The organism is uncultured Microbacterium sp. (assembly GCF_900078385.1).
Taxonomy (GTDB): domain Bacteria; phylum Actinomycetota; class Actinomycetes; order Actinomycetales; family Microbacteriaceae; genus Microbacterium.
Genome location: NZ_FLQR01000008.1, coordinates 337210 through 357301 on the forward strand (window position 1 = coordinate 337210; position 20092 = coordinate 357301).

General features: G+C 70.9%; 16 protein-coding genes. 12 read left to right on the plus strand and 4 right to left on the minus strand.

The genetic code is table 11. The features are described from left to right. Positions 1-32 precede the first annotated feature (32 nt). Positions 33-2150, minus strand: coding sequence for an alpha-galactosidase (locus tag QZL85_RS11205; RefSeq protein WP_295576744.1), 2118 nt, complete (start codon positions 2148-2150; stop codon positions 33-35). Next, positions 2147-3172 (minus strand): LacI family DNA-binding transcriptional regulator, encoded by a 1026-nt coding sequence (locus tag QZL85_RS11210; protein ID WP_295576745.1) that lies wholly within the window; start codon positions 3170-3172, stop codon positions 2147-2149. Before QZL85_RS11210 ends, QZL85_RS11205 begins: the two co-directional genes overlap by 4 nt. Before the next feature lie 286 nt (positions 3173-3458). Here QZL85_RS11210 and QZL85_RS11215 point away from each other — a divergent pair, with 286 nt between their 5' ends. From QZL85_RS11215 to QZL85_RS11240, 6 genes are read left to right on the plus strand one after another with little or no spacing between them, the layout of a single operon-like run. Next, positions 3459-4778, plus strand: coding sequence for an ABC transporter substrate-binding protein (locus QZL85_RS11215; protein ID WP_295576746.1), 1320 nt, complete (start codon positions 3459-3461; stop codon positions 4776-4778). A gap of 19 nt (positions 4779-4797) precedes the next feature. Further along, a complete protein-coding gene (locus QZL85_RS11220; RefSeq protein WP_295576747.1) occupies positions 4798-5787 on the plus strand; it encodes a carbohydrate ABC transporter permease in 990 nt (329 codons plus the stop codon). Beyond that, positions 5784-6665, plus strand: coding sequence for a carbohydrate ABC transporter permease (locus tag QZL85_RS11225; RefSeq protein ID WP_295576748.1), 882 nt, complete (start codon positions 5784-5786; stop codon positions 6663-6665). The genes QZL85_RS11220 and QZL85_RS11225 overlap by 4 nt, the downstream gene beginning before the upstream one ends. Next, complete coding sequence (locus tag QZL85_RS11230; RefSeq protein WP_295576750.1) at positions 6662-9121, plus strand: glycoside hydrolase family 2 protein; 2460 nt, start codon at positions 6662-6664, stop codon at positions 9119-9121. Before QZL85_RS11225 ends, QZL85_RS11230 begins: the two co-directional genes overlap by 4 nt. A 29-nt stretch (positions 9122-9150) precedes the next feature. Beyond that, positions 9151-10074 (plus strand): glycoside hydrolase family 113, encoded by a 924-nt coding sequence (locus QZL85_RS11235; RefSeq protein ID WP_295576786.1) that lies wholly within the window; start codon positions 9151-9153, stop codon positions 10072-10074. Next, entirely contained in the window at positions 10071-11012 is a 942-nt protein-coding gene (locus tag QZL85_RS11240; protein ID WP_295576751.1) for an N-acetylglucosamine kinase, read from the plus strand. The genes QZL85_RS11235 and QZL85_RS11240 overlap by 4 nt, the downstream gene beginning before the upstream one ends. A 10-nt stretch (positions 11013-11022) precedes the next feature. On the opposite strand, the gene QZL85_RS11245 is transcribed toward QZL85_RS11240, so the two are convergent. Both QZL85_RS11245 and QZL85_RS11250 read right to left on the minus strand, forming a co-directional pair. Beyond that, positions 11023-11991 carry an acetylxylan esterase gene (locus tag QZL85_RS11245; RefSeq protein WP_295576752.1) on the minus strand — a complete coding sequence of 323 codons (969 nt, stop codon included), beginning with the start codon at positions 11989-11991 and terminating at the stop codon, positions 11023-11025. Between the two features lie 26 nt (positions 11992-12017). After that, complete coding sequence (locus QZL85_RS11250; protein WP_295576753.1) at positions 12018-13490, minus strand: L,D-transpeptidase family protein; 1473 nt, start codon at positions 13488-13490, stop codon at positions 12018-12020. Positions 13491-13708: 218 nt separating this feature from the next. Here QZL85_RS11250 and QZL85_RS11255 point away from each other — a divergent pair, with 218 nt between their 5' ends. From QZL85_RS11255 to QZL85_RS11280, 6 genes are all read left to right on the plus strand, one after another. After that, complete coding sequence (locus QZL85_RS11255; protein ID WP_295576787.1) at positions 13709-14848, plus strand: ROK family transcriptional regulator; 1140 nt, start codon at positions 13709-13711, stop codon at positions 14846-14848. A gap of 58 nt (positions 14849-14906) precedes the next feature. Then, entirely contained in the window at positions 14907-16187 is a 1281-nt protein-coding gene (locus tag QZL85_RS11260) for an extracellular solute-binding protein (RefSeq protein ID WP_295576754.1), read from the plus strand. Positions 16188-16253: 66 nt separating this feature from the next. Further along, entirely contained in the window at positions 16254-17216 is a 963-nt protein-coding gene (locus tag QZL85_RS11265; RefSeq protein ID WP_295576756.1) for a carbohydrate ABC transporter permease, read from the plus strand. Then, entirely contained in the window at positions 17213-18169 is a 957-nt protein-coding gene (locus tag QZL85_RS11270; protein ID WP_295576757.1) for a carbohydrate ABC transporter permease, read from the plus strand. Before QZL85_RS11265 ends, QZL85_RS11270 begins: the two co-directional genes overlap by 4 nt. Further along, positions 18169-19098 (plus strand): ROK family protein, encoded by a 930-nt coding sequence (locus tag QZL85_RS11275; protein WP_295576758.1) that lies wholly within the window; start codon positions 18169-18171, stop codon positions 19096-19098. Before QZL85_RS11270 ends, QZL85_RS11275 begins: the two co-directional genes overlap by 1 nt. After that, complete coding sequence (locus QZL85_RS11280) at positions 19091-19870, plus strand: glucosamine-6-phosphate deaminase (RefSeq protein ID WP_295576759.1); 780 nt, start codon at positions 19091-19093, stop codon at positions 19868-19870. Before QZL85_RS11275 ends, QZL85_RS11280 begins: the two co-directional genes overlap by 8 nt. The last annotated feature ends 222 nt before the right edge of the window (positions 19871-20092 follow it).

Here is a 20092-nt window from a genome sequence, read left to right on the forward strand (position 1 = left end):
GCACCGCCGGGCGGGGCTTCGTCGTGTCGGCGCTACTCGGCGCGGATGTGGAGCGCGAGAGCCTGCAGCGGCCACAGGGTCGGCAGCTGCAGGCCGATCTCGGCCAGCACCGCTCCCGTGAGGGTGATGCCCCCGTCGCTGAGCCACGGCGGGACGATCCACCCGGCACGGGCCGCACCGATCTCCGTCCGCACGGCCACGCGATACGTGCGGAGCGGGTCGAGGCCGGGGAGGCGCAGCCGCTCGGCGCGGGCGTCCTCGAGGCCGGCGATGGTCGCGACGATCACGAGGGCCTCGCCCCCGTCGGGGGCGACGAAGCCGGTGACCCGCCAGGCCGGGTCGCGCAGCGGCGGGTGCACGACCGTGCCGGTGTGGACGAGCGACCGGAGCTCTTTGTACAGGGCGGCGAACCGCGTGATGGCGGCGGTCTCCTCGGCGTCGCAGGCGAGGATGTCCCACTCGAGCCCCGCGGATCCCATGAGGCTCGTCGCCATCCGGTAGGACAGGTCGGTGACCCGACCGGAGCTGTGCGACCGCGTCGGCCCGACGTGGGCGCCGACGAGCTCGGGGGGCAGCAGGAGGCCGGTCCAGCGTTGGATGTCCTGGCGTTCGACGGGGTCGTTGGAATCGCTCGCCCAGACCCGGTCGCACACCGCCAGGATGCCGAGATCCGTACGCGCCCCGCCGCTCGAGCACGACTCGATCTCCAGGCCCGGATGGCGCTGCTTGAGCTCCGCGATGAGCCGGAGGACCGCGAGGGTCTGCGCGTGCGTCCCGGGCCGGCCGTCGTGGACGGGTTCGACGAGGTCGCGGTTGTGATCCCACTTGATGTAGTCGATGCCGATGCCGGCGACGAGGGAGTCGATGCGGTCCCTGATGTGCCGGTACGCGTCGGGGTTCGCGAGGTCGAGCACGTACTGGGTGCGCCAGGACAGACCCGCCTCATGCGCGAGATGCCGCGGATCGTGCAGCAGCCACTCCGGATGCGCGCGGGCGAGGTCGGAGTCCAGGCTGATCATCTCCGGCTCGAACCAGAGGCCGAACTGCATGCCGAGCGCGTGCACGCGGTCGGCGAGGGGGCCGAGGCCGTCCGGCCACACGCCCGCATCGACCTCCCAGTCGCCGAGGCTCGTCGTGTCGTCGCGCCGCCCCGTGAACCAGCCGTCGTCGAGCACGAAGCGTTCGACGCCCACCTCCGCCGCACGTTCGGCGAGGCGCGTCAGCTGCGCGGGATCCTGGTCGAAGTACACGGCCTCCCACGTGTTGAGCGTGAACGGCCGCGGCGTGCGCGGGTGCTGCGGCCGTGCGCGCAGCCAGGTGTGGAAGCGCGCGGCGACGCCGTCCAGGCCCCCGGTCGAGAAGGCGAACGCGACCGGCGGTGCCACGTACTCCTCGCCGGGCGCGAGCACGATCTCGCCGGGACGCAGCAGCTCGCCGGCGCCGAGGAGCGGCACGCCATCCGTCACCCGGTCGGTGCGGTAGGTGACATCCGCCGACCACGCGACATGCGCGGCCCACACCCGCCCGTCCCGCCACCGCGGCTCGCCCTCGGAGACGGCCAGGAACGTGGGCGCGTCGTGCCCGGGGCGTCCACGGCGCGACTGGCGGGCGGTCGCGCCGGGTGGCAGCGCCGTCGTGACGGGGCGCTTCTCCCGTGACCACCGACCGTCGAGCGAGGTCGCGTGCGTCGCCGACGGCGAGACGGGGAGCGTGGCCTCCAGGAAGTCGACGCCGAAGCTCTCGCCGCCGGTGTTGCGCAGCGCGTGCGTCACCCAGACCAGGCCGCCCGGCGCGATCTCGATCCGCGTCCGCAGGGCCGCGCCGAGTTCGTCGTCGACGGCGTCGATCTGGGCCGTCGCCCCGTCGACGCGGAGGGGCATCACGTGCCAGCGGGTCCGCAGCAGGATGCCCGCCCTGGTCAGCTGCAGCCCGGGTCTTCCCGCCCAGCCGTCGCCCTCCGCGGGCAGGATGCCGAGCTGCCAGGCGGCGTCGAGCGTCCCCGGCGGCGTCTGCCGGTGCAGCGCGCCGAGCAGGTCATCGCCGGGCGTGGCGCCCAGCGCGGATCCCCAGTGCAGCACGTCGGGGAGCCGTTGGGGTTCCTGTGCGAGGACGATGGCGACGCCGTCGCGTTCGAGGTGGGTGATGGTCATGCCTCGGGCCTTTCGACGGGCGGGCGTTCACCGGTGCCGCGTTCCACGATCCAGGTCGGCAGCTCGATCTGCTGCGTGAAGCCGGCCGGGTCGCGCATGCGCTCGATCGCGAGGGATGCCGCCCGCCGACCGAGCTCGAGCGGGTCGTAGGAGATCACGCTGACGCCGAGCACGTCGGCGGTGTCGAAGTCGTCGAAGCCCACGAGCGCCACCCGGCTCTCGAGGTCCCGCGCTCGCAGGGCGCGCAGCGCGGCGACGGTCACGCGGTTGTTGCCGGTGATGATGGCGGTGGGCGCTTCCGGGGAGTCGAGCAGATCGCCGACGAGGCCGTCGGACGGATGCGACAGGTCGTCGCCGAGGCGCTCCCACCGCGCCGACTCGTGGATGCCGTGGGTGGCCAGCGCTTCGCGGTAGCCGCGGAGCCGCTCGGACTGCGTGTACACCGAGGCGGGGTTGCAGACGTAGCCGATCCGCCGGTGCCCCCGCTCGAGGAGCCGCATGGTCGCCTCGTACACGCCCTGCCGGTTCTCCAGCACGATGGCGTCGGCGACGAGGTTCCGGGCGGGCCGGTCGATCGCGATCACGGGGGTGCCGAGCTGTCGCTCGCCTTCGAGGTAGGACTGGTCCTCGGCCACCGGGATCAGCAGGATCGCCCCGACCCGCTGCGCGAGCAGGGCATCCGCGACGCGCTCCTCACCCTCGGCGCTGTCGTCCGTCGTCGCGACCAGGAGGGCGAACCCGTTCCCCGCCAGCTCCTTCTCGATGCCCGCCGCCACCTTGTAGTAGAAGGGGTTGTTCAGCTCGCCCATGATGAAGCCGATCGTGTTGGTCGCGCCTCCGCGGCGCAGACTCCGGGCCAGGGTGTTGGGGCGGAACCGGAGACGCTTGGCCGCTGCGAGCACCTGCTCGACCGTCTCCGGTGCCACGAGCTCGCGATGCGTGAACACGCGGGAGACCGTCTTCGAGCTCACCCCGGCGAGACGCGCCACGTCCTGGAGCGTCGCCCGCTGCTGGACCGTCATCGTCTCTCCTTCGTCGGAACGAGCCCACCCTAGCATCGATCGGCACGATGTCTACGTGGGACATTTACCCGGACATTGCAGTCCGTGATTCTCCCTTTGCGAGGGAAAAAAGCCGGATCAGCGGGATTTCCGTTGGTAAGTGGTGAAGCAGGACAATCAAAGACAGCGTTGACATTGACCCCTTGCATGGGGCGGCGGGGGGACCTACTCTGGGGCCGCGAAGCACCCGCACGGACGCGGCACTCGCAGTCCCACGGTCGACGAAGAACCGAGAGGAACGACCCACATGACACGCAAGGCACTCGCAGGGATCGCCCTGCTGACAGTCGCCGGCGTCGCGCTCGCCGGCTGCGCCGGCACAGCCGGCACCGGAGGCGACACCGACAACGCGATCGACGGGGAGGTGGCCGGTGACATCAAGGTCATCACCTGGCGCACCGACCTCATCGAGGACGGCACGTTCGAGAAGTACGCGGACGCGTTCACCGAGGAGCACCCGGACGTCACCGTGACGTTCGAGGGCATCACCGACTACTCCGGCGAGATGCTCACGCGCATGAGCACGTCGAACTACGGCGACGTCATCGGCATCCCCGCCATCAAGCCCGCCCAGTACGAGCAGTTCCTCGAGCCGCTCGGCGACACCTCGTCCTTCGAGGACACCTACCGATTCCTGCCGGCGGCGAGCTTCGACGGCACGCAGTACGGGATCGCCTTCGGCGGCAACGCGAACGGCGTCGTGTACAACAAGCGCGTGTTCGAGGAAGCCGGCGTGACCACGCTCCCGACCAGCGAGGAGGAGTGGCTCGACGCGCTTGAGAAGGTCAAGGACGGCACCGACGCGATCCCGCTGTACACGAACTACAAGGACGGCTGGCCGCTCACGCAGAGCTTCGGCAACCTCGGCGCGGTGACCCACGATGCCGACGCCCCCGTGACGATGGCGGAGGACAAGGCGCCGTGGACCGAGGGCACGGACATGTATGCGATCGACTCGCTGCTCTACGAATCCGTCGCTGCGGGCCTCACCGAGGCCGACCCGCTCACCACTAACTGGGAGCAGTCGAAGGTGGACCTCGGAACCGGCAAGATCGCCGCCATGACCCTCGGGTCGTGGGCCATCTCGCAGATGCAGGCGGCGGCCGAGGCCAACGGCGCATCGGCGGACGACATCGGCTTCATGGCCTTCCCGGCATCGGCCGACGGCACGCAGTACGCCGTCATCGGCGGTGACTACAACCTCGCCGTCAGCAAGCACTCGAAGTCGAAGGCCGCTGCCTGGGCGTGGATCCAGTGGCTCGTCGAGGACTCGGGCTACACCGAGGCGCAGGGCATGGTCTCGCCGGTCATCGACAAGGAACTGCCCGGCACGCTGCAGGGCCTGTCCGACGCGGGCGTCGAGCTCATGGAGATCAACCCCGCCCCCGCCGGCAAGGAGGGCCTCATCAACGAGGTCGCCGACGACGCGCAGATCGACCTGTACGGCCCCATCTACCGGCAGAAGCTCGTCGACATCGCCCGCGGCGCGGCCGACGGCGACAAGGAGAGCTACTTCGCCGAGCTCAACGAGCGCTGGGGTGCGTCGGTCGAGAAGATCGCCGGCTGAGCGGAAAGGACGGCAGACGATGGTCCTCACCTCCCCGAGCAGCGCGCGTGCGGACGCGCCTGCCGTCCTTCCCCCCGCCCGGGGTCGCCTGCTCCGCCGCTCGCGCGGCGGGGCCGGCGCCCCGCGGGGCGGTGCCGCCGGGCGCGGCATCCTCGCCCGGCTGACGCCGTGGCTCTTCCTGTCCGGCGCCGTCGGGCTCCTGCTGCTGCTCACCTACTGGCCGGCCCTGAACCTCTTCTGGTTCAGCGTGACGGACTGGGACGGCATCGATCTCAACAAGGAGTTCGTCGGGATCGACAACTACGTGCAGGTCTTCACCGACCCGCGCATCTTCAGCGTCTTCTGGGTGAGCCTGTACTACTTCGTCGCCTCGTTCGCGCAGATGGCGATCGCGCTGTACTTCGCGACGATCCTCAGCTTCTCGACGCGCTTCTCGAATCTCTTCCGAGGCATCCTCTTCTTCCCCTACCTCATCAACGGCGTGGCCGTCGGCTTCGTCTTCCTCTATCTCTTCCAGCCGGGCGGCACGCTGGACACCGTGCTCGGCTGGGTGGGCGTCGCCGAACCCCCGCAGTGGCTGGGCGACCCCGACATCGTCAACTGGTCGCTCGCCGGCACGTCGGTGTGGCGTTACACGGGACTCAACTTCGTCCTCTTCCTCGGCGCGATCCAGTCGATCCCGCATGAGCTGTACGAGGCGTCCGAGCTCGACGGCGCGTCGCGCTGGCAGCAGTTCTGGGCGATCATCTTCCCCGGGATCCGGCGCATCATCGGGCTGTCCTTCATCCTCGCGATCGCCGGTTCGCTCTCGGTCTTCGAGATCCCGTTCATCATGACCGGGGGCGCGAACGGCTCGGCGACGTTCGTGATCCAGACGCTGCAGACGGCGTTCAACTTCCGCCAGGTCGGGCTCGCGTCGGCCATGGCGGTCGTGCTGCTCGTCATCGTCCTGGTGATCACGTGGATCCAGCGCCGGATCTTCCCCGACGACAAGGTGGATCTGACATGACCGCGACCATCGCCCCGAGCACGGGCCGCCGACGCTCGGCGCGCACCCTCGGCCAGCGCGTGCGAGGCGTGAGCGCCACGACCGCGAAGTACCTGAGCCTCATCGTCGCGGCCGTCGTCACGCTGCTGCCGCTGTCCGTCCTGCTGTTCGCGAGCCTCAAGACGGCACCCGAGTACGCGCAGACCGGACCGTTCGACGCGCCGCAGAACTGGTTCCACTTCGACAACTTCGTCACGGCGTTCACGAGCGGGAAGATGCTCGAGGGCTTCATCAACACCACGATCGTGCTCGTGGTGTCCCTCGTCGGGACGATCCTGCTCGGGACCATGGCCGCCTACGCGCTGGACCGGTTCGCCTTCCGCGGGAAGAAGCTCGTCATGGGCCTCTTCCTGCTCGCGACGCTCATCCCGAGTGTCACGAGCCAGGTCGCGACCTTCCAGCTGATCAACGGCCTGGGGCTCTACGACACGAAGGCCGCCCTCATCCTCCTGTTCATGGGCACCGACATCATCGCGATCTACCTGTTCATCCAGTTCATGCAGTCGATCCCCGTCTCGCTCGACGAGGCCGCCATGATCGACGGTGCGAACAGGTGGACGATCTACTGGCGCGTCGTGCTCCCGCTGCTGAAACCCGCGATCGCGACGGTCGTCATCATCAAGGGCATCGCCGTCTACAACGAGTTCTACGCCCCGTTCCTCTACCTGCCGTCCGAGGGGATGATCTCCACGTCGCTGTTCCGGTTCAAGGGACCGTTCGGCGCGCAGTGGGAGGTCATCGCCGCCGGCACGATCGTCGTCATCATCCCCACCCTCATCGCGTTCCTCCTGCTGCAGCGATGGATCTACAAGGGCCTGACCGCAGGCGCCGTGAAGTGAGCACCGTGATCCACCCCCTCCGCGCCCTGCCCCTCGACACCGGCTGGACGGTCCGCGCCGCCGGCGGACCCTCCGCGGTCGGCGACGTGGAGGTGCCGGCGACCGTCCCCGGTGTCGTGCACCTCGACCTGCTCGCGGCCGGGCTCATCCCCGACCCGTATCTCGACGACAACGAGTCGGCCCTCGCGTGGATCGGGCTCGTCGACTGGACCTACCGGACCGAACTGGCGGTCACCGCGGAGCTGCTCGCCGGGGCGGACCGGCACGAGCTCGTCTTCGATGGGCTCGACACCGTCGCCACTGTGTCGCTGGACGGCGCCCCGCTCGCCGAGGTGGCCAACCAGCACCGCTCCTACCGGATCGACGTGACCGGGCTCCTGACGGTCGGCCGGCACACTCTGACGGTCGCGTTCCGCAGCCCCATCCGCTACGCGAACGCGCAGGCGCTGGTGCTCGGCGCCCGGCCGCGTCCGTACCCGCTGCCCTACGACGCGATCCGCAAGTCGGCGTGCAGCTTCGGGTGGGACTGGGGGATCGCGACCTACGCGAGCGGCATCTGGCGGGCGGCGCGGCTCGAGTCCTGGACGGGTGCGCGGCTCGCCGAGGTGCGCGTCGCAGCGCGCCCCGACGGCGACGGCGGCGTCGTCACGGCGTCCGTCTCCCTCGCCCGGACGGCGGACGTGCCGCTCTCGCTGCGGGTGGCCGTGGCGGGCGCCGAGCAGACCGTGGAGGTCCCGGCGGGTGCCGCCGACGCCGAGGTCGAGGTGACGCTCGGCGCGGTCGAGCGCTGGTGGCCCGCCGGCTACGGCGACCAGCCGCTGTACGACGTCGACGTCGAGCTGCGCGCGGACGCCGCCGTGATCGACACGGCGACGCGTCGGGTCGGCTTCCGCACGCTCCGATGGGACACCGAATCGGACGCCGACGGCACACCGTTCCAGCTCGTCGTCAACGATGTGCCCGTCTTCGTCAAGGGCGTCAACTGGATCCCCGACGACGCGTTCCCGAGCCGGGTCGGGCCGGACCGGTACCGGCGTCGCCTGGAGCAGGCGCGCTCTGCCCACCTCAACCTCATCCGCGTGTGGGGCGGCGGCATCTACGAGTCCGAGGACTTCTACGACGCCTGCGACGAACTCGGTCTGCTCACCTGGCAGGACTTCCTCTTCGCGTGCGCGGCCTACTCGGAGGACGAGCCCCTGCGCGGCGAGATCGAGGCCGAGGCGCGGGAGAACATCGCCCGGCTCGGGCATCGCGCCTCCCTGGCCCTCCTGACCGGGAACAACGAGAACCTGTGGGGGTACGAGGACTGGGGGTGGCAACGGATGCTGGACGGCAAGTCCTGGGGCGCGTACTACTACCACGAGCTCCTTCCGGCGCTCGTCGCCGAGATCGCCCCGCACGTGCCGTACGCTCCCGGAAGCCCGTTCAGCCCCGGCGGGCAGCATCCGAACGACGAGCGTCACGGCACGATGCACCTGTGGGAGCAGTGGAACCGGCTCGACTGGCCCACCTACCGCGACCAGACGCCGCGGTTCGTCGCCGAGTTCGGCTGGCAGGGCCCGCCCACCTGGACGACCCTGACCTCGTCCATCCACGACGAGCCTCTCACCCCCGAATCGCCCGGCATGATCGTGCACCAGAAGGCGCTCGACGGCAACGTCAAGCTCGCGAGCGGGCTGCTCGGGCACTACCGCGTGCCCGAGGACATGGAGACGTGGCACTGGGCCATGCAGCTGAACCAGGCCAACGCGGTCAGCTGCGCCCTCGACTGGTTCCGCGCGCACGCCCCGCACACGTCGGGTGCGGTCGTGTGGCAGCTCAACGACTGCTGGCCGGTGACGTCGTGGGCGGCCGTCGACGGCGAGGGGCGCGAGAAGCCGCTGCTCTTCGCGATCCGGAATGCCTTCGCGCCCCGGGCGGTGTCGGTGCAGCCGGCCGGCGACGGCCTGTTCGCGGCGCTGACGAACGACACCGGCGAGGCGTGGTCCGGCGACATCGTCGTGCGACGGATGGGCTTCGACGGCGCCGAGCGCGAGCGCCGGGTGCTCGTCGGCGAGGCACCTGCGCGGGGCACGCTCCGCGTCGACCTCCCCCCGGTCGCCCCCGACGACGTCGCGGACGAGGTCCTCGTCGTCGAGGCGCTCGGCACGTCCGCGGTGTGGTGGTTCGCCGAGCCGCGGGACTCCGCGCTCCCGCCCGCGCAGTTCGCGGCGGAGGTCGTCCCGCGCGGCGACGACGGCTTCGACGTGACCATCACGGCCACGACGCTCGTCCGCGACCTGACGCTGCTCGTGGACAAGATCGCCCCCGATGCGGTCGTCGACGGCGGACTCGTGACCCTCCTGCCCGGCGCCTCCCACACCTTCCGTGTCCGTGGGGTGGTCGAGCTCGCAGCGGCGGACGTGCTCCGTCCGGGCGTCGCCCGCTCCGCCAACGAACTGGTGGCCGCGCGATGACGGCGCTGCCCGGCGCCCCCGTCTGCGGAATGACGTGGGGCTGGGTCGGCACCCGGGGAACCTGGGCGACCCCCCGTGCGGCGGACTCCATGGCGCGGATGGCCGAGACTGGAGCGAACTGGACGGCGCTGGCGTACTCCGCCCTGCAGGCGACGGCCTTCTCGACCGAGATCCCCTTCCACGACGAGCCCACGGCGACCGACGAGGAGATCGTCTGGGCCATCCGCGAAGCGCACGGGCTCGGCCTGAAAGTGTGCCTCAAGCCCGTCGTGAACGTCGCAGACGGCACCTGGCGCGCCTTCATCGGCTTCTTCGACTGGGACGTCCCCGACGAGCCGAGCTGGACCGAGTGGTTCGCCTCGTACACGGCCTTCATCGTCCACGCCGCGCGGATCGCGCAGGCCGAGGGCTGCGCGATGCTCTGCATCGGCTGCGAGATGGTGCGTGCGGACGGTCAGGAGGCGCATTGGCGCACGCTCGTCGCCGCGGTCCGCGACGTCTACGACGGCCTCATCACGTACAACTGCGACAAGTATCAGGAGGACCGCGTCACCTGGTGGGATGCCGTGGACGTCATCTCCTCGAGCGGCTACTACCCGATCGACGCGTGGGAGGCGCAGCTCGACCGCATCGCGCCGGTCGTCGCCGCGGCCGGAAAGCCGTTCTTCTTCATGGAGGCCGGCTGCCCGTCGCGGGAGGGCTCCGCGCAGCGACCGAACGACTGGCAGCTTGCCGGCGCGCCGTCCGGCGCGGAGCAGCTGCGCTACTACGCGGAGATGTTCCGCGCGTGCCGTGACCGGGACTGGGTGCAGGGGCTCATGCTGTGGGACTGGCCCGCCGAGCTCTACGACCTGCGGGATGCCGCGGCGAACGACGACTACTGCCCGTACGGCAAGCCGGCCGCGGCGTTCCTGCGCGAGCAGTATGTCTCATGGGCGGGGAGCACGCGATGAGCGCCCGCGCGCAGGGTGTGCGCGTGGCCCTGGATGCCGGCCAGACCGGGACGAAGGTCCGGTTCACCCGGCCGAGCGCCCCTCCCGTGGACCTCACCTACCCGGGTGTGCGCACCCATGAGCCGCTCATGCCGCAGCTCGCCGCGGTCGCCCGCACACTGCATGCGGATCTGGGGGAGGACCTCGAGACGATCTCGGTCGGAGTGTCCGGTCTCACCAGCGCGGCGACCGACGCCGCGGCCCTGCTGCGCCTCACAGCCGACGTCGGCACGCGCCGCGTCCTGCTCGCCCACGACTCGGTCACGAGCTTCCTCGGGTCACTCGGCGACGCCCGCGGGGCGGTCGTGGCCGCCGGCACGGGGGTCGTCACCCTCGCCGTCGGCCGCACGCGCGTCGCGCGGGTCGACGGCTGGGGGAACATCATGGGCGACGCCGGCAGTGCCCACTGGATCGGACGCGAGGCGCTGGACGCTGCGATGCGCGCCTACGACGGCCGCTCGTCCGGGACCGCGCTGCTCGACGTCGTGCGCGCGCACTGGCCCGACATCGAGCACGCGTACATCGCGCTGCAGTCCGATCCCGATCGGATCCGCATCGTCGCCTCGTTCGCCGAAGCGGTGACCGCGCTCGCCGGCACCGACGCCGCTGCCGCCCAGATCAGCCTGCGCGCGGCCCGCGAGCTGTCCCTCTCGGTCGCGACGGCGCTCGCGCGCGTGGCCGAGCCGGACGACGCGGCCGAGGACTGCGTGGTCGGGATGGTCGGCGGAGTGTTCCGCTCCCCGGTGATCCGGGCCCGCTTCGAGGAGCTCGTGAGCGAGGCACGCCCCGGTGTCGTGATCCGCGTGCCGCGGGGCACGGGCCTGGACGGGGCGGCCGCGCTCCCCGGACTCGAGGCGACCCACCCGCTGCACGGGCAGATCGCGGTCGCGTCGGTCTGACCGTTCGGGATCAGACCCGCGCGCCCAGGAACGCGGTCTGCGCGAGCCACTGGTAGGCCTGGCCGCCCTCGTGCTCGTTGTGCGCGTACACCTCGATGGCCTTGTCGTCCCCGCCGAAGTGGTTGAACGCGGCGTACACCGTCGACGGCGGGCAGATCGGGTCGAGGAGCCCGACGGAGAACAGCGCCGCCGTCCGGGCCCGTGCGCCGAGCGTCACGCCGTCGAAGTACGACAGCGTCTCGAAGACCCGCTCCTCGGCTCCCCGGTGGGTCGAGAGGTAGCGCACGATCTCCTGGTACGGGTCGCGATCGGTGAGGCCGACGGCGCGCTCGAAGTGGCACAGGAACGGCACGTCCGGCATCGCCGCGACGAGACCCTCGGACAGGCCCGCGGCCGCGAGCGCGATGCCGCCGCCCTGGCTGCCCCCGGTCACGGCGACCCGCGCAGCGTCCACGGCATCCAGCGACCGGACGGCGTCGACCGCCAGGACGGCATCCGTGAAGACGCGGCGGTAGTAGTAGTCCGCCGGGTCCTCGATCCCGCGGGTCATGAAACCGGAGGCCGACGGGCCGGTGCCGTGCGGGTCGGCCGTCGCCCCGCCGGATCCCCACATCGATCCCTGGCCGCGCGTGTCCATGAACAGGTGTGCGTAGCCGGAGGAGGCCCAGCCGAGCCGCTCGACCGGGAGACCGCGGCCGCCGCCGTACCCGTTGTACTCCACGACCGCGGGGAGCGGTCCGTCGATCCCCCGAGGGAGCGTCAGCCAGGCGCGGACGGGATCGCCTGCGAACCCGGAGAAGGTCACGTCGAAGACGTCGAGCGTGCGCAGCGGCGAGGGCGCCGCGGTGACGACCGGCGCGTGCGCGACGGCCCGCGAGGAGGCGAGCGTCTCGGTCCAGAAGGCGTCCAGGTCCGCCGGCTCGCGGATGTCGGGACGGTAGGTTCCGAGTTCGGCGGGGGAGAGGTCGAAGCGGGGCACCGCCCCAGACTACTGAGAGGCGAAGGTCAGGCGTGGATCCACACGTCGACGCCGTCCGGCGCCCAGTTGTAGATCTGCTCGGCGCGCCAGTTCGGCATTCCGACGCAGCCGTGGCTCATCTGGTTGCCGAAGTTGTTGTGCCAGTACACGCCGTGGAACGCCTGGTCGCCGTTGTAGTACATGACCCATTCGACGTTCTCGACCTCGTAGTTCCAGTACGGGTTGTCCGGGTCGCTGGCGGTCATCGTCTGCGAGCGGACGTGCCAGTTGACCATGTAGCGGCCCTGGTGGGTCGGGGAGACGTCCAGGCCGCTGGAGATCGGCCAGCTCTCGACGACCGCCCCGTTCTCCTTGAGGTACAGGCGCTGCTTGCTGAGGTCCACCTCGAGGAGGCGCACGATCTCCGTGGTCTTGTGCGCCGAGACCTCGACGGGGAGCGTGTACACGCCGTCGCCGCCGGAGAGCTGCTCGGCGAACGCGTTGGCGACGCCGGAGGTGTCTCCGAGGATCCGGCCGTCCTGCCCCGCGACGCTGGTCCGCAGGAGCGTGCCGGCGGAGTTGACGAGCACGGTCGCATTGGCGGGCTTCTGATCGACCTTGCGCTTGAGCGTGTCGACGACCGTCTGGATCTTCGCGGGATCCGCGGTGATCGAGAAGGCGCCGGTCTCATCCGCCTCGACGGTGAGCCAGTCGGCCGCGGTCGCGGCCGGCACGGGCACGGTGCGCTCCTCGCCGACGTAGAACCCGATCTTCTTCAGCATGGCGTTGAGCGAGTCGGCAGTGCCCTGCGCGATCTCGGTGGTCGCCGCGGCATCGAGGACAGCAGGCTGCGGGCTGACGGTGACGGCGGACTCGCCGGAGAGGAACGCCTGCTCGAGGGCGACGCGGATGGTCTCCACATCGACTCCCTCGCCCGGGACGGCGGGTGTCACGGCGTACGTCGTGCCGTCGAAGGAGACGGTCGCCCCCACCGGGTCGGTGAAGAGCTCGGGTGCCGCCCCGCGCAGCGCCGCGGTCGCGGCAGCGGCATCGACGGTGACGGGCACCTCGTAGGCATCGCCGAACCACTGCGTGACGTTCCACATCGGGCGCTCGCCGAACGCCGTCGCGGCGGCGTCGGTCGCGTCGATCTGTGCGCCGAGGTCGGCGCCGGTGATCGTCGGACCGCCGTCGCCGAGGGTGACGGTCGTCTCTGCGAGACGGCTCTGGATGGCGTCGGTCGCGGCGCCGGGCGTGAGGAAGCCGACCGGGACGCCGGCGACGGCCGTGCCCGGGGCGATGAGGACGAGCGAGGCGGCGACGGCACCGGCCAGGACGAGACCCGCCGGGATGCCGATCCACAGGCCCAGGCGACGCTTGCGGGGCGCGGGTTCGGCGGGCGCCCACTGCGCGGCGGGCGGCGTCTGGACGGGTGCCCAGTCGACGGCGGGCAGCACAGTCGTCGTCTCAGACGTCGACGGAGAGTCCTCCGCCCCGTTCTTCGTGGCTACGTCAGTCACGTGACACCCCGTCATTCCGCGCGTTTCGCGTCGTCCCCATGGTACGCGACCGGTTCCGCCTACCTCACATCACGCTTCGGACACAAATCCGGCCGGTGCACCGTCCGGGGCGAATGTAACGACTTTGTAAACACGCCTCACAAATTAGCGCCGGAGTCTTGCGCGACAATAGTTCGTAAGCTCTACTAACAAACATGCAGCGAAGCACGAACGAGACGATGACCGTCGCCCACCGTTCGTTCGGGGGCGGCAAGACGCTGCGGCAGGGGGCCAAGGTCCTCCCGGAGCACGCCCGTGCGCACAACCGCTCGCTCGTGCTGCAGAACCTGTTCCATCAGGGTGCCATGAGCCGCGCGGACCTCTCCCGCGAGACCGGGCTCACCCGCGTCACGATCTCCGACCTCGTGGCCGAGCTGATCGCCGACGGCTATGTCGCCGAGCGCGGAATGCGCGAGGTCACCGGCCCCGGCAAGCCCGCCATCCTCGTCGACCTGGACCGGGAGGGCCACCGCATCATCGGTCTGGACCTGTCCGGCACCGATACCTTCCTCGGCGCGGTGCTGACGCTGGACGGCGAGATCGTCGCGCGGCACGAGGCTGCGATCCCGGCGGACCCCGCCGATCTCATCGACGTCGTGACGGCGCTCGCCCACGACCTCGTCGCCGACGCGCACGCGCCGGTGCTGGGCATCGGCGTCGGGACGCCCGGTGTCGTGGACGACCACGGCGTGGTGCTCGCGGCGCCCAACTTCGGCTGGGTCGGCGTCGACCTCGAAGGCATCCTGACCGCGGCGCTCGCGCTCCCGGTGCTCGTCGCCAACGACGCCAACGCGGCGGTGCTCGCCGAGTACACGTTCGGCGGGGCCGGCGATGACGTCATGCTCGTGAAGGTCGGCCGTGGTGTGGGCTCCGCCCTCCTCGCCGGCGGACAGCCGATGCGCGGCAGCCGCTTCGCCGCCGGGGAGATCGGGCACGTCACGGTCGGCACCGATGGGGGCCCCGTGTGCGTATGCGGCAAGATCGGATGCCTCGAGGCGTGGCTGTCCGCCCCGTCGCTCACGGCGCGGCTCCGCGACTCCGGCGTCGATCGCGCCGAAGTCCTCCGGGATGCCGGCGAGCGCCTCGGCATCGCCCTCGCCCCCATCGTGGGAGCCCTCGACCTGTCGGAGATCGTGCTCTCCGGCCCCACAGATCTTCTCGACGGACCACTCGCGCAGGCGACCGTCGAGACGTTGCGCACCCGGACGCTCGCCGAGTTCCACGACGGCGTCCAGGTGCGGATGACGGAGCAAGGCGAGGACATCGTCCTGCGCGGCGCCGCCGTCATGGTCCTGTCCGGACAGCTAGGGGTGTCCTGACGCCACCGCTCTCGGCCGCCCGCCCGGAGCATCCCACCGTGAACAGAAGGAAGACACCATGAACACCAAGCTCGGAGCCCTTGCGCTTCTCGGCGCTTCGGCTGTCGTGCTCGCCGGCTGCGCAGCGAGCGGCACGGCCGCTCCGGAGCAGTCGGACGCGGCCACCGGTGACCTCACCGTATGGCTCGTCGGAGCGGACACGCCGCAGACGGCGCGCGACTACCTCAAGGAGACGTTCGAGGACGAGAACGAGGGCTGGACCCTCACTATCGAGCAGAAGACCTGGGAGGACGTGTCCAACACGTACACCGCCGCCCTGTCGTCCAACAGCGCCCCGGACGTCGTCGAGGTGGGCAACACGCAGGCCCTCGGCTTCGCCGACGCCGGCCTGTTCGCCGACCTGAGCGACATCGAGGGCGATCTCGGCGAGATGGTCGCCGGTCTCGTGGACGCCGGCACGCTGGACGGGACGCTCTACGCTGCCCCCTACTACGCGGGCGGACGCGTCGTCTTCTACACGCCGCAGATCGTCGGCGACGCCCTCCCCGAGACGCTCGAGGAGTACGTGGAGAAGGGCAAGGAGCTCACGACCGCCACGGTCTCCGGCATCTACGCCCCCGGCAAGGACTGGTACAACGCCCTGCCCTACATCTGGTCGGCCGGCGGCGAGATCGCCGTGCAGGACGGGGAGACATGGGACGCGCAGCTGTCCAGCTCGGAGAGCATCGAGGGTCTGGAGATGCTGCAGGACGTGTACGAGAACGCGACCAACGCCCCGGTGGACGGCAACGAGAAGGCGGCGAACATCGCCTTCTGCGCCGGTGAGGTCGGCTTCCTCTCCACACCCGCCTGGGCCGAGGGCAACCTCAACGGCTCCTGGCCGTGGGAGGTCGAGGGCGAGGAGACCTCCGAGGGCTGCCCCGACACGTTCGCGAAGGACCTCGGCGCCATGCCGTTGCCGGGAGCGACCGCGGGCGAGCCCGCGCCGATCTTCGCCGGCGGCTCCAACGTCGCCGTCGCGTACAAGAGCGACGCGCAGGGCAAGGCCAAGGCCGCCCTGAAGATCATGCTCTCCGCCGGCTACCAGGAGCTGCTCGCGGCGCAGAGCCTCATCCCGGGCCTGCTCGACGCGGCCTCGGCGCTGCCGGACACCGCGTCCGCACAGGCGCAGGCCGCGGCGCTCGCGAACTCGAAGGGCACGCCGGCAAGCCCCCAGTGGGGCGAGGTCGAGGCGGCGCAGCTGATCCCCGACGCGCTCGTGAAGATCGCGCAGGGCGGCGACGTCACCGAGATCGCGACCGAGCTGGACACCGCGATCGAGGCCATCCTCAACAAGTAGCGGCATCGCGCGGGGGTTCCGCCCGGCTCCGGGCCGGGACCCCCGCGTGCGTCGAAGGAGATGAGAATGACCGCGATCACGACACGAGGCGGGGCGGCACGCCGCGTGCAGCCCCCGACGCCGCGGGAGACGACCAGGCGCCGCCGGGAGGCGCGCAGCGCATGGACGCTGCTGGCCCCGGCCCTCGTCATCCTCGGCGTGATGGTCGGCTATCCCGCCGTGCTGATGGTGATCCAGTCGTTCACGGATTACACCGTCAAGAACAAGGTGCAGGGCACGGCACCGAACTTCGTCGGCTTCGACAACTACGTCGCGCTCTTCACGCAGTCCGACTTCCCGGCGGTCCTGGCCCGCAGCCTCGGGCTCATGGTGGTCCTCACCGCACTCATCGTCGTCATCGGTGTGCTCGTCGCCCTGCTGATGACGCGGCTCACGCGGCCGTGGCGCCTTCTCGTGTCGGTGGGTCTGCTGCTCGCCTGGGCGATGCCGCCCCTCACGGCGACCGTCGTCTGGGGGTGGATCTTCGACACCGAGTACGGGGTCGTCAACTGGCTGCTCAACACGATCACCGGGTCGGGGGAGTGGTCGAACCACTCGTGGCTCCTCGATCCGCTGTCCTTCGCGCTCGTCCTCACGATCATCGTGGTGTGGCAGGGCATCCCGTTCGTCGCGTTCACGACGTTCGCGGGGCTCGGCCAGGTGCCGACCGAAGTCCTCGAGGCGAGCTCGCTGGACGGCGCGACGGGGTGGAGCCGGTTCCGGCTCATCGTCTTCCCGTACCTGCGCAGCATCCTGACCGTCGTGCTGGTGCTGCAGATCATCTGGAACCTGCGGATCTTCACGCAGGTGTACGCGCTGCAGAGCCGGGGCGGGATCGCGGCGGAGACCAACGTGCTCGGCACCTACCTCTTCCGGCAGGGCGTCGGCGAGTTCGGCGAGACGGCCGCGATCGGCGTCTTCATGGTGATCCTGCTGCTGATCCTCTCCTGGGGCTATGTCCGCACGACGCTGAAGGAGGAGGAGCTGTGAGCACGCAGGTCACGCCCGTCACGCAGCTCGGCACCGTCGGTGTCGACGAGGTCGTGGACGCCCGCGTGCGGGCGCCGCGCATCGCGCCACGGCGGCCGGCCGGACGCAAGGCCGCCTCCCGCTGGATGCTGAACGCGGCGGCGATCGTGGTGTTCGCCTGCTCCGTCTTCCCCGTCTACTGGATGGTCAACCTCGCCTTCACGCCGAACGCGAAGATCATCAGCCGGTCGCCGAGCTTCTTCCCCGCCGACTTCACCGTCGCGAACTTCCTCACGGCGTGGAACCGCGAGGCCGCGCCCGGGCAGACCGACTTCCCGCACGCCCTCGGCACGACGCTCACGGTGACCGCCGGCGTGCTCGTCGTCACGCTGCTGTTCGCCTTCCTGGCCTCCGTCGCCGTCGCCCGGTTCCACTTCCGCGGCCGGCGCGGGTTCATCGTCTCCGTGCTCATCGTCCAGATGATCCCGGGCGAGGCGATGATGTTCACGATCTACGGGATGATCGACGACTGGCAGCTCATGAACACGGTGCTGGGTCTCGGCATCGTCTACACGGCATCCGTCATCCCGTTCACGATCTGGACGCTCCGCGGCTTCGTCGCCGGCGTCCCGGCCGACCTCGAGGAAGCCGCGATGATCGACGGCTGCACGAAGGCGCAGGCGTTCTGGAAGGTCACCTTCCCGCTGCTCGCCCCGGGCCTGGTCTCCACCGGCATCTTCGCCTTCATCCAGGCATGGAACGAGTTCACGATGGCGCTGCTGCTCATGAGCGGCTACAACCTCACCCTGATGCCGTGGCTCAACGCGTTCCAATCCTCGTCGGTCGGCGGCGGGGTCAACTGGGGCGCCGTCATGGCCGGGTCCACGATGATCGCCCTGCCGGTCATGATCTTCTTCCTCATCGTGCAGGGGCGGATGACGGGCGGCCTCGTCTCGGGAGCGGTGAAGGGCTGATGCGCTTCGGGTTGGACGTCGGCGGATCCAAGACCGACGCGGTGGCCGTCGCGCCGGACGGCGCGATCGTCGCGCGCGTGCGCCGTGCGACGGGCTGGGGTCCGGATGCCGTCACGCGGACGATCGTGGATGCCGTGCGGGAGCTCGCCGACGCGGCCGGTGTCGACCCGTCCTCCGCCGCCTCGATCGGGATCGGGACGCCCGGCCAGATCGCCGGTGGCACGCTCGTGACGCACGCCGTGAACCTCGGCGTCGAGCGGCTGGATCTCGCGGCGGCCGTCGCGCCGGTCTTCGGCGTGCCGGTGCGGGTCGAGAACGACGTCAAGGCCGCAGCGCGCGGCGCGTATGCGCTGCACGGGGGCGACGGGACGGTCGCCTACCTCAACCTCGGCACGGGTGTCGCGGCCGGGTTCGTCCGGGGCGGCGTGCTGTGGCGCGGCGCGCGCGGCACGGCCGGCGAAGTGGGTCACATCTCGATCGACCCCGCGGGCCCGCTGTGCCGGTGCGGCCAGCACGGGTGCATCGAGGTCTTCGCCGGCGGCGGCGCGATCGCCGCGCGCTGGGGCCGCGGCGGAGCCCTGCCGGTGCGCGACGTGTTCGACGCCGCCGACGCCGGCGACGCGGAGGCGACCGTGCTGCGCGACGGGCTCGCGTTCGGGGTCGCCGCCGCCGTCCGCCTCCTCGTCCTCACCGTCGACGTCGACGCCGTCGTGCTGGGCGGAGGCGTGTCGGCGCTGGGCGATCGTATGCTGAGCCTCGTGGTCGCAGAGTTGGAGGCCGGTGCCGTGGCATCCGCTTTCGTGCGCTCGCTGGCGCTCGCCGATCGCGTCGAGCTGCTGCCCGCGGGGTCGCCCGCCGCGGCCCTCGGCGCCGCGCTCATCGGGTCCGACGCCGTCCCCGTCGAACAGGAGGCCGTCGCCCATGGCTGAAGTCGTCATCGTCCCGTCGGCCGCGGATGCCGGCGCGCTCGTCGCCGCGGAGATCGCGGCGCTCATCGCCCGGCGCCCCGACGCCGTGCTCGGCCTGGCGACCGGGTCGACGCCGGAACCCGTGTACACCGCACTGCGGTCGCGCCTGGAGGGCATCGACGTGTCGCGCGTGCGCGGCTTCGCCCTGGACGAGTACGTCGGCATCGATCCGCAGCATCCGGAGAGCTACCGCTCGGTCATCACGCGGCAGGTCGTCGAGCCCCTGGGTCTGGATCCGACCCGCATCCAGACGCCGAACGGCGCGCTGAAGACCATCGAACACGCGGGCGAGGACTACGAGCGCGCGATCGCGGCGGCCGGCGGCATCGATCTCCAGATCCTCGGCATCGGCACCTCGGGGCACATCGGCTTCAACGAGCCGGGATCGTCCTTTGCCTCGCGCACCCGGGTGAAGACCCTGATCGAGCAGACCCGGCGCGACAACGCGCGGTTCTTCGACTCGGTCGACGACGTGCCGATGCACTGCATCACGCAGGGTCTCGGCACGATCCTCAGCGCTCGGCACCTCTTCCTGGTGGCGTTCGGTGCGCGCAAGGCGCACGCCGTCGCGGGGGCCGTGGAGGGTCCGGTGACCTCGTCGCTGCCGGGCTCGGCGATCCAGCTGCACGAGCGCGTCACGGTCGTCGTGGACGAGGCAGCGGCCGCCGAGCTCGCCCACGCCGACTACTACCGCTACGCGTTCGCGAACAAGCCGGCCTGGCAGGGCCTCTGAGCCTGCCGCTCGCGGCTTCACTCGCGCCGACGTGCGGGTGCGGGCCCCGGGGACCCACCCTTCGGCGCGGATGAATCCCGCCGCGGGGGTGGGCGAGCACGCAGCGCTCCACGTGGGGAGCTCCTCACTCGCGCCACAAGGCGGGTGGCAGCGCGGCACCCGCACTGTGGCACGGATGAATCCCAGCGTCGGACTTCGGCCGCGCCGAAGTGCGGGTGCGGG

Bases quoted from the DNA above. Each gene is read 5' to 3' on its own strand.
- QZL85_RS11215 (WP_295576746.1), top strand. From the start codon at position 3,459: ATGACACGCAAGGCACTCGCAGGGATCGCCCTGCTGACAGTCGCCGGC.
- QZL85_RS11220 (WP_295576747.1), top strand. From the start codon at position 4,798: ATGGTCCTCACCTCCCCGAGCAGCGCGCGTGCGGACGCGCCTGCCGTC.
- QZL85_RS11255 (WP_295576787.1), top strand. From the start codon at position 13,709: ATGACCGTCGCCCACCGTTCGTTCGGGGGCGGCAAGACGCTGCGGCAG.
- QZL85_RS11265 (WP_295576756.1), top strand. From the start codon at position 16,254: ATGACCGCGATCACGACACGAGGCGGGGCGGCACGCCGCGTGCAGCCC.
- QZL85_RS11275 (WP_295576758.1), top strand. From the start codon at position 18,169: ATGCGCTTCGGGTTGGACGTCGGCGGATCCAAGACCGACGCGGTGGCC.
- QZL85_RS11240 (WP_295576751.1), top strand. From the start codon at position 10,071: ATGAGCGCCCGCGCGCAGGGTGTGCGCGTGGCCCTGGATGCCGGCCAG.
- QZL85_RS11260 (WP_295576754.1), top strand. From the start codon at position 14,907: ATGAACACCAAGCTCGGAGCCCTTGCGCTTCTCGGCGCTTCGGCTGTC.
- QZL85_RS11235 (WP_295576786.1), top strand. From the start codon at position 9,151: ATGACGTGGGGCTGGGTCGGCACCCGGGGAACCTGGGCGACCCCCCGT.
- QZL85_RS11280 (WP_295576759.1), top strand. From the start codon at position 19,091: ATGGCTGAAGTCGTCATCGTCCCGTCGGCCGCGGATGCCGGCGCGCTC.
- QZL85_RS11205 (WP_295576744.1), bottom strand. From the start codon at position 2,150: ATGACCATCACCCACCTCGAACGCGACGGCGTCGCCATCGTCCTCGCA.
- QZL85_RS11225 (WP_295576748.1), top strand. From the start codon at position 5,784: ATGACCGCGACCATCGCCCCGAGCACGGGCCGCCGACGCTCGGCGCGC.
- QZL85_RS11210 (WP_295576745.1), bottom strand. From the start codon at position 3,172: ATGACGGTCCAGCAGCGGGCGACGCTCCAGGACGTGGCGCGTCTCGCC.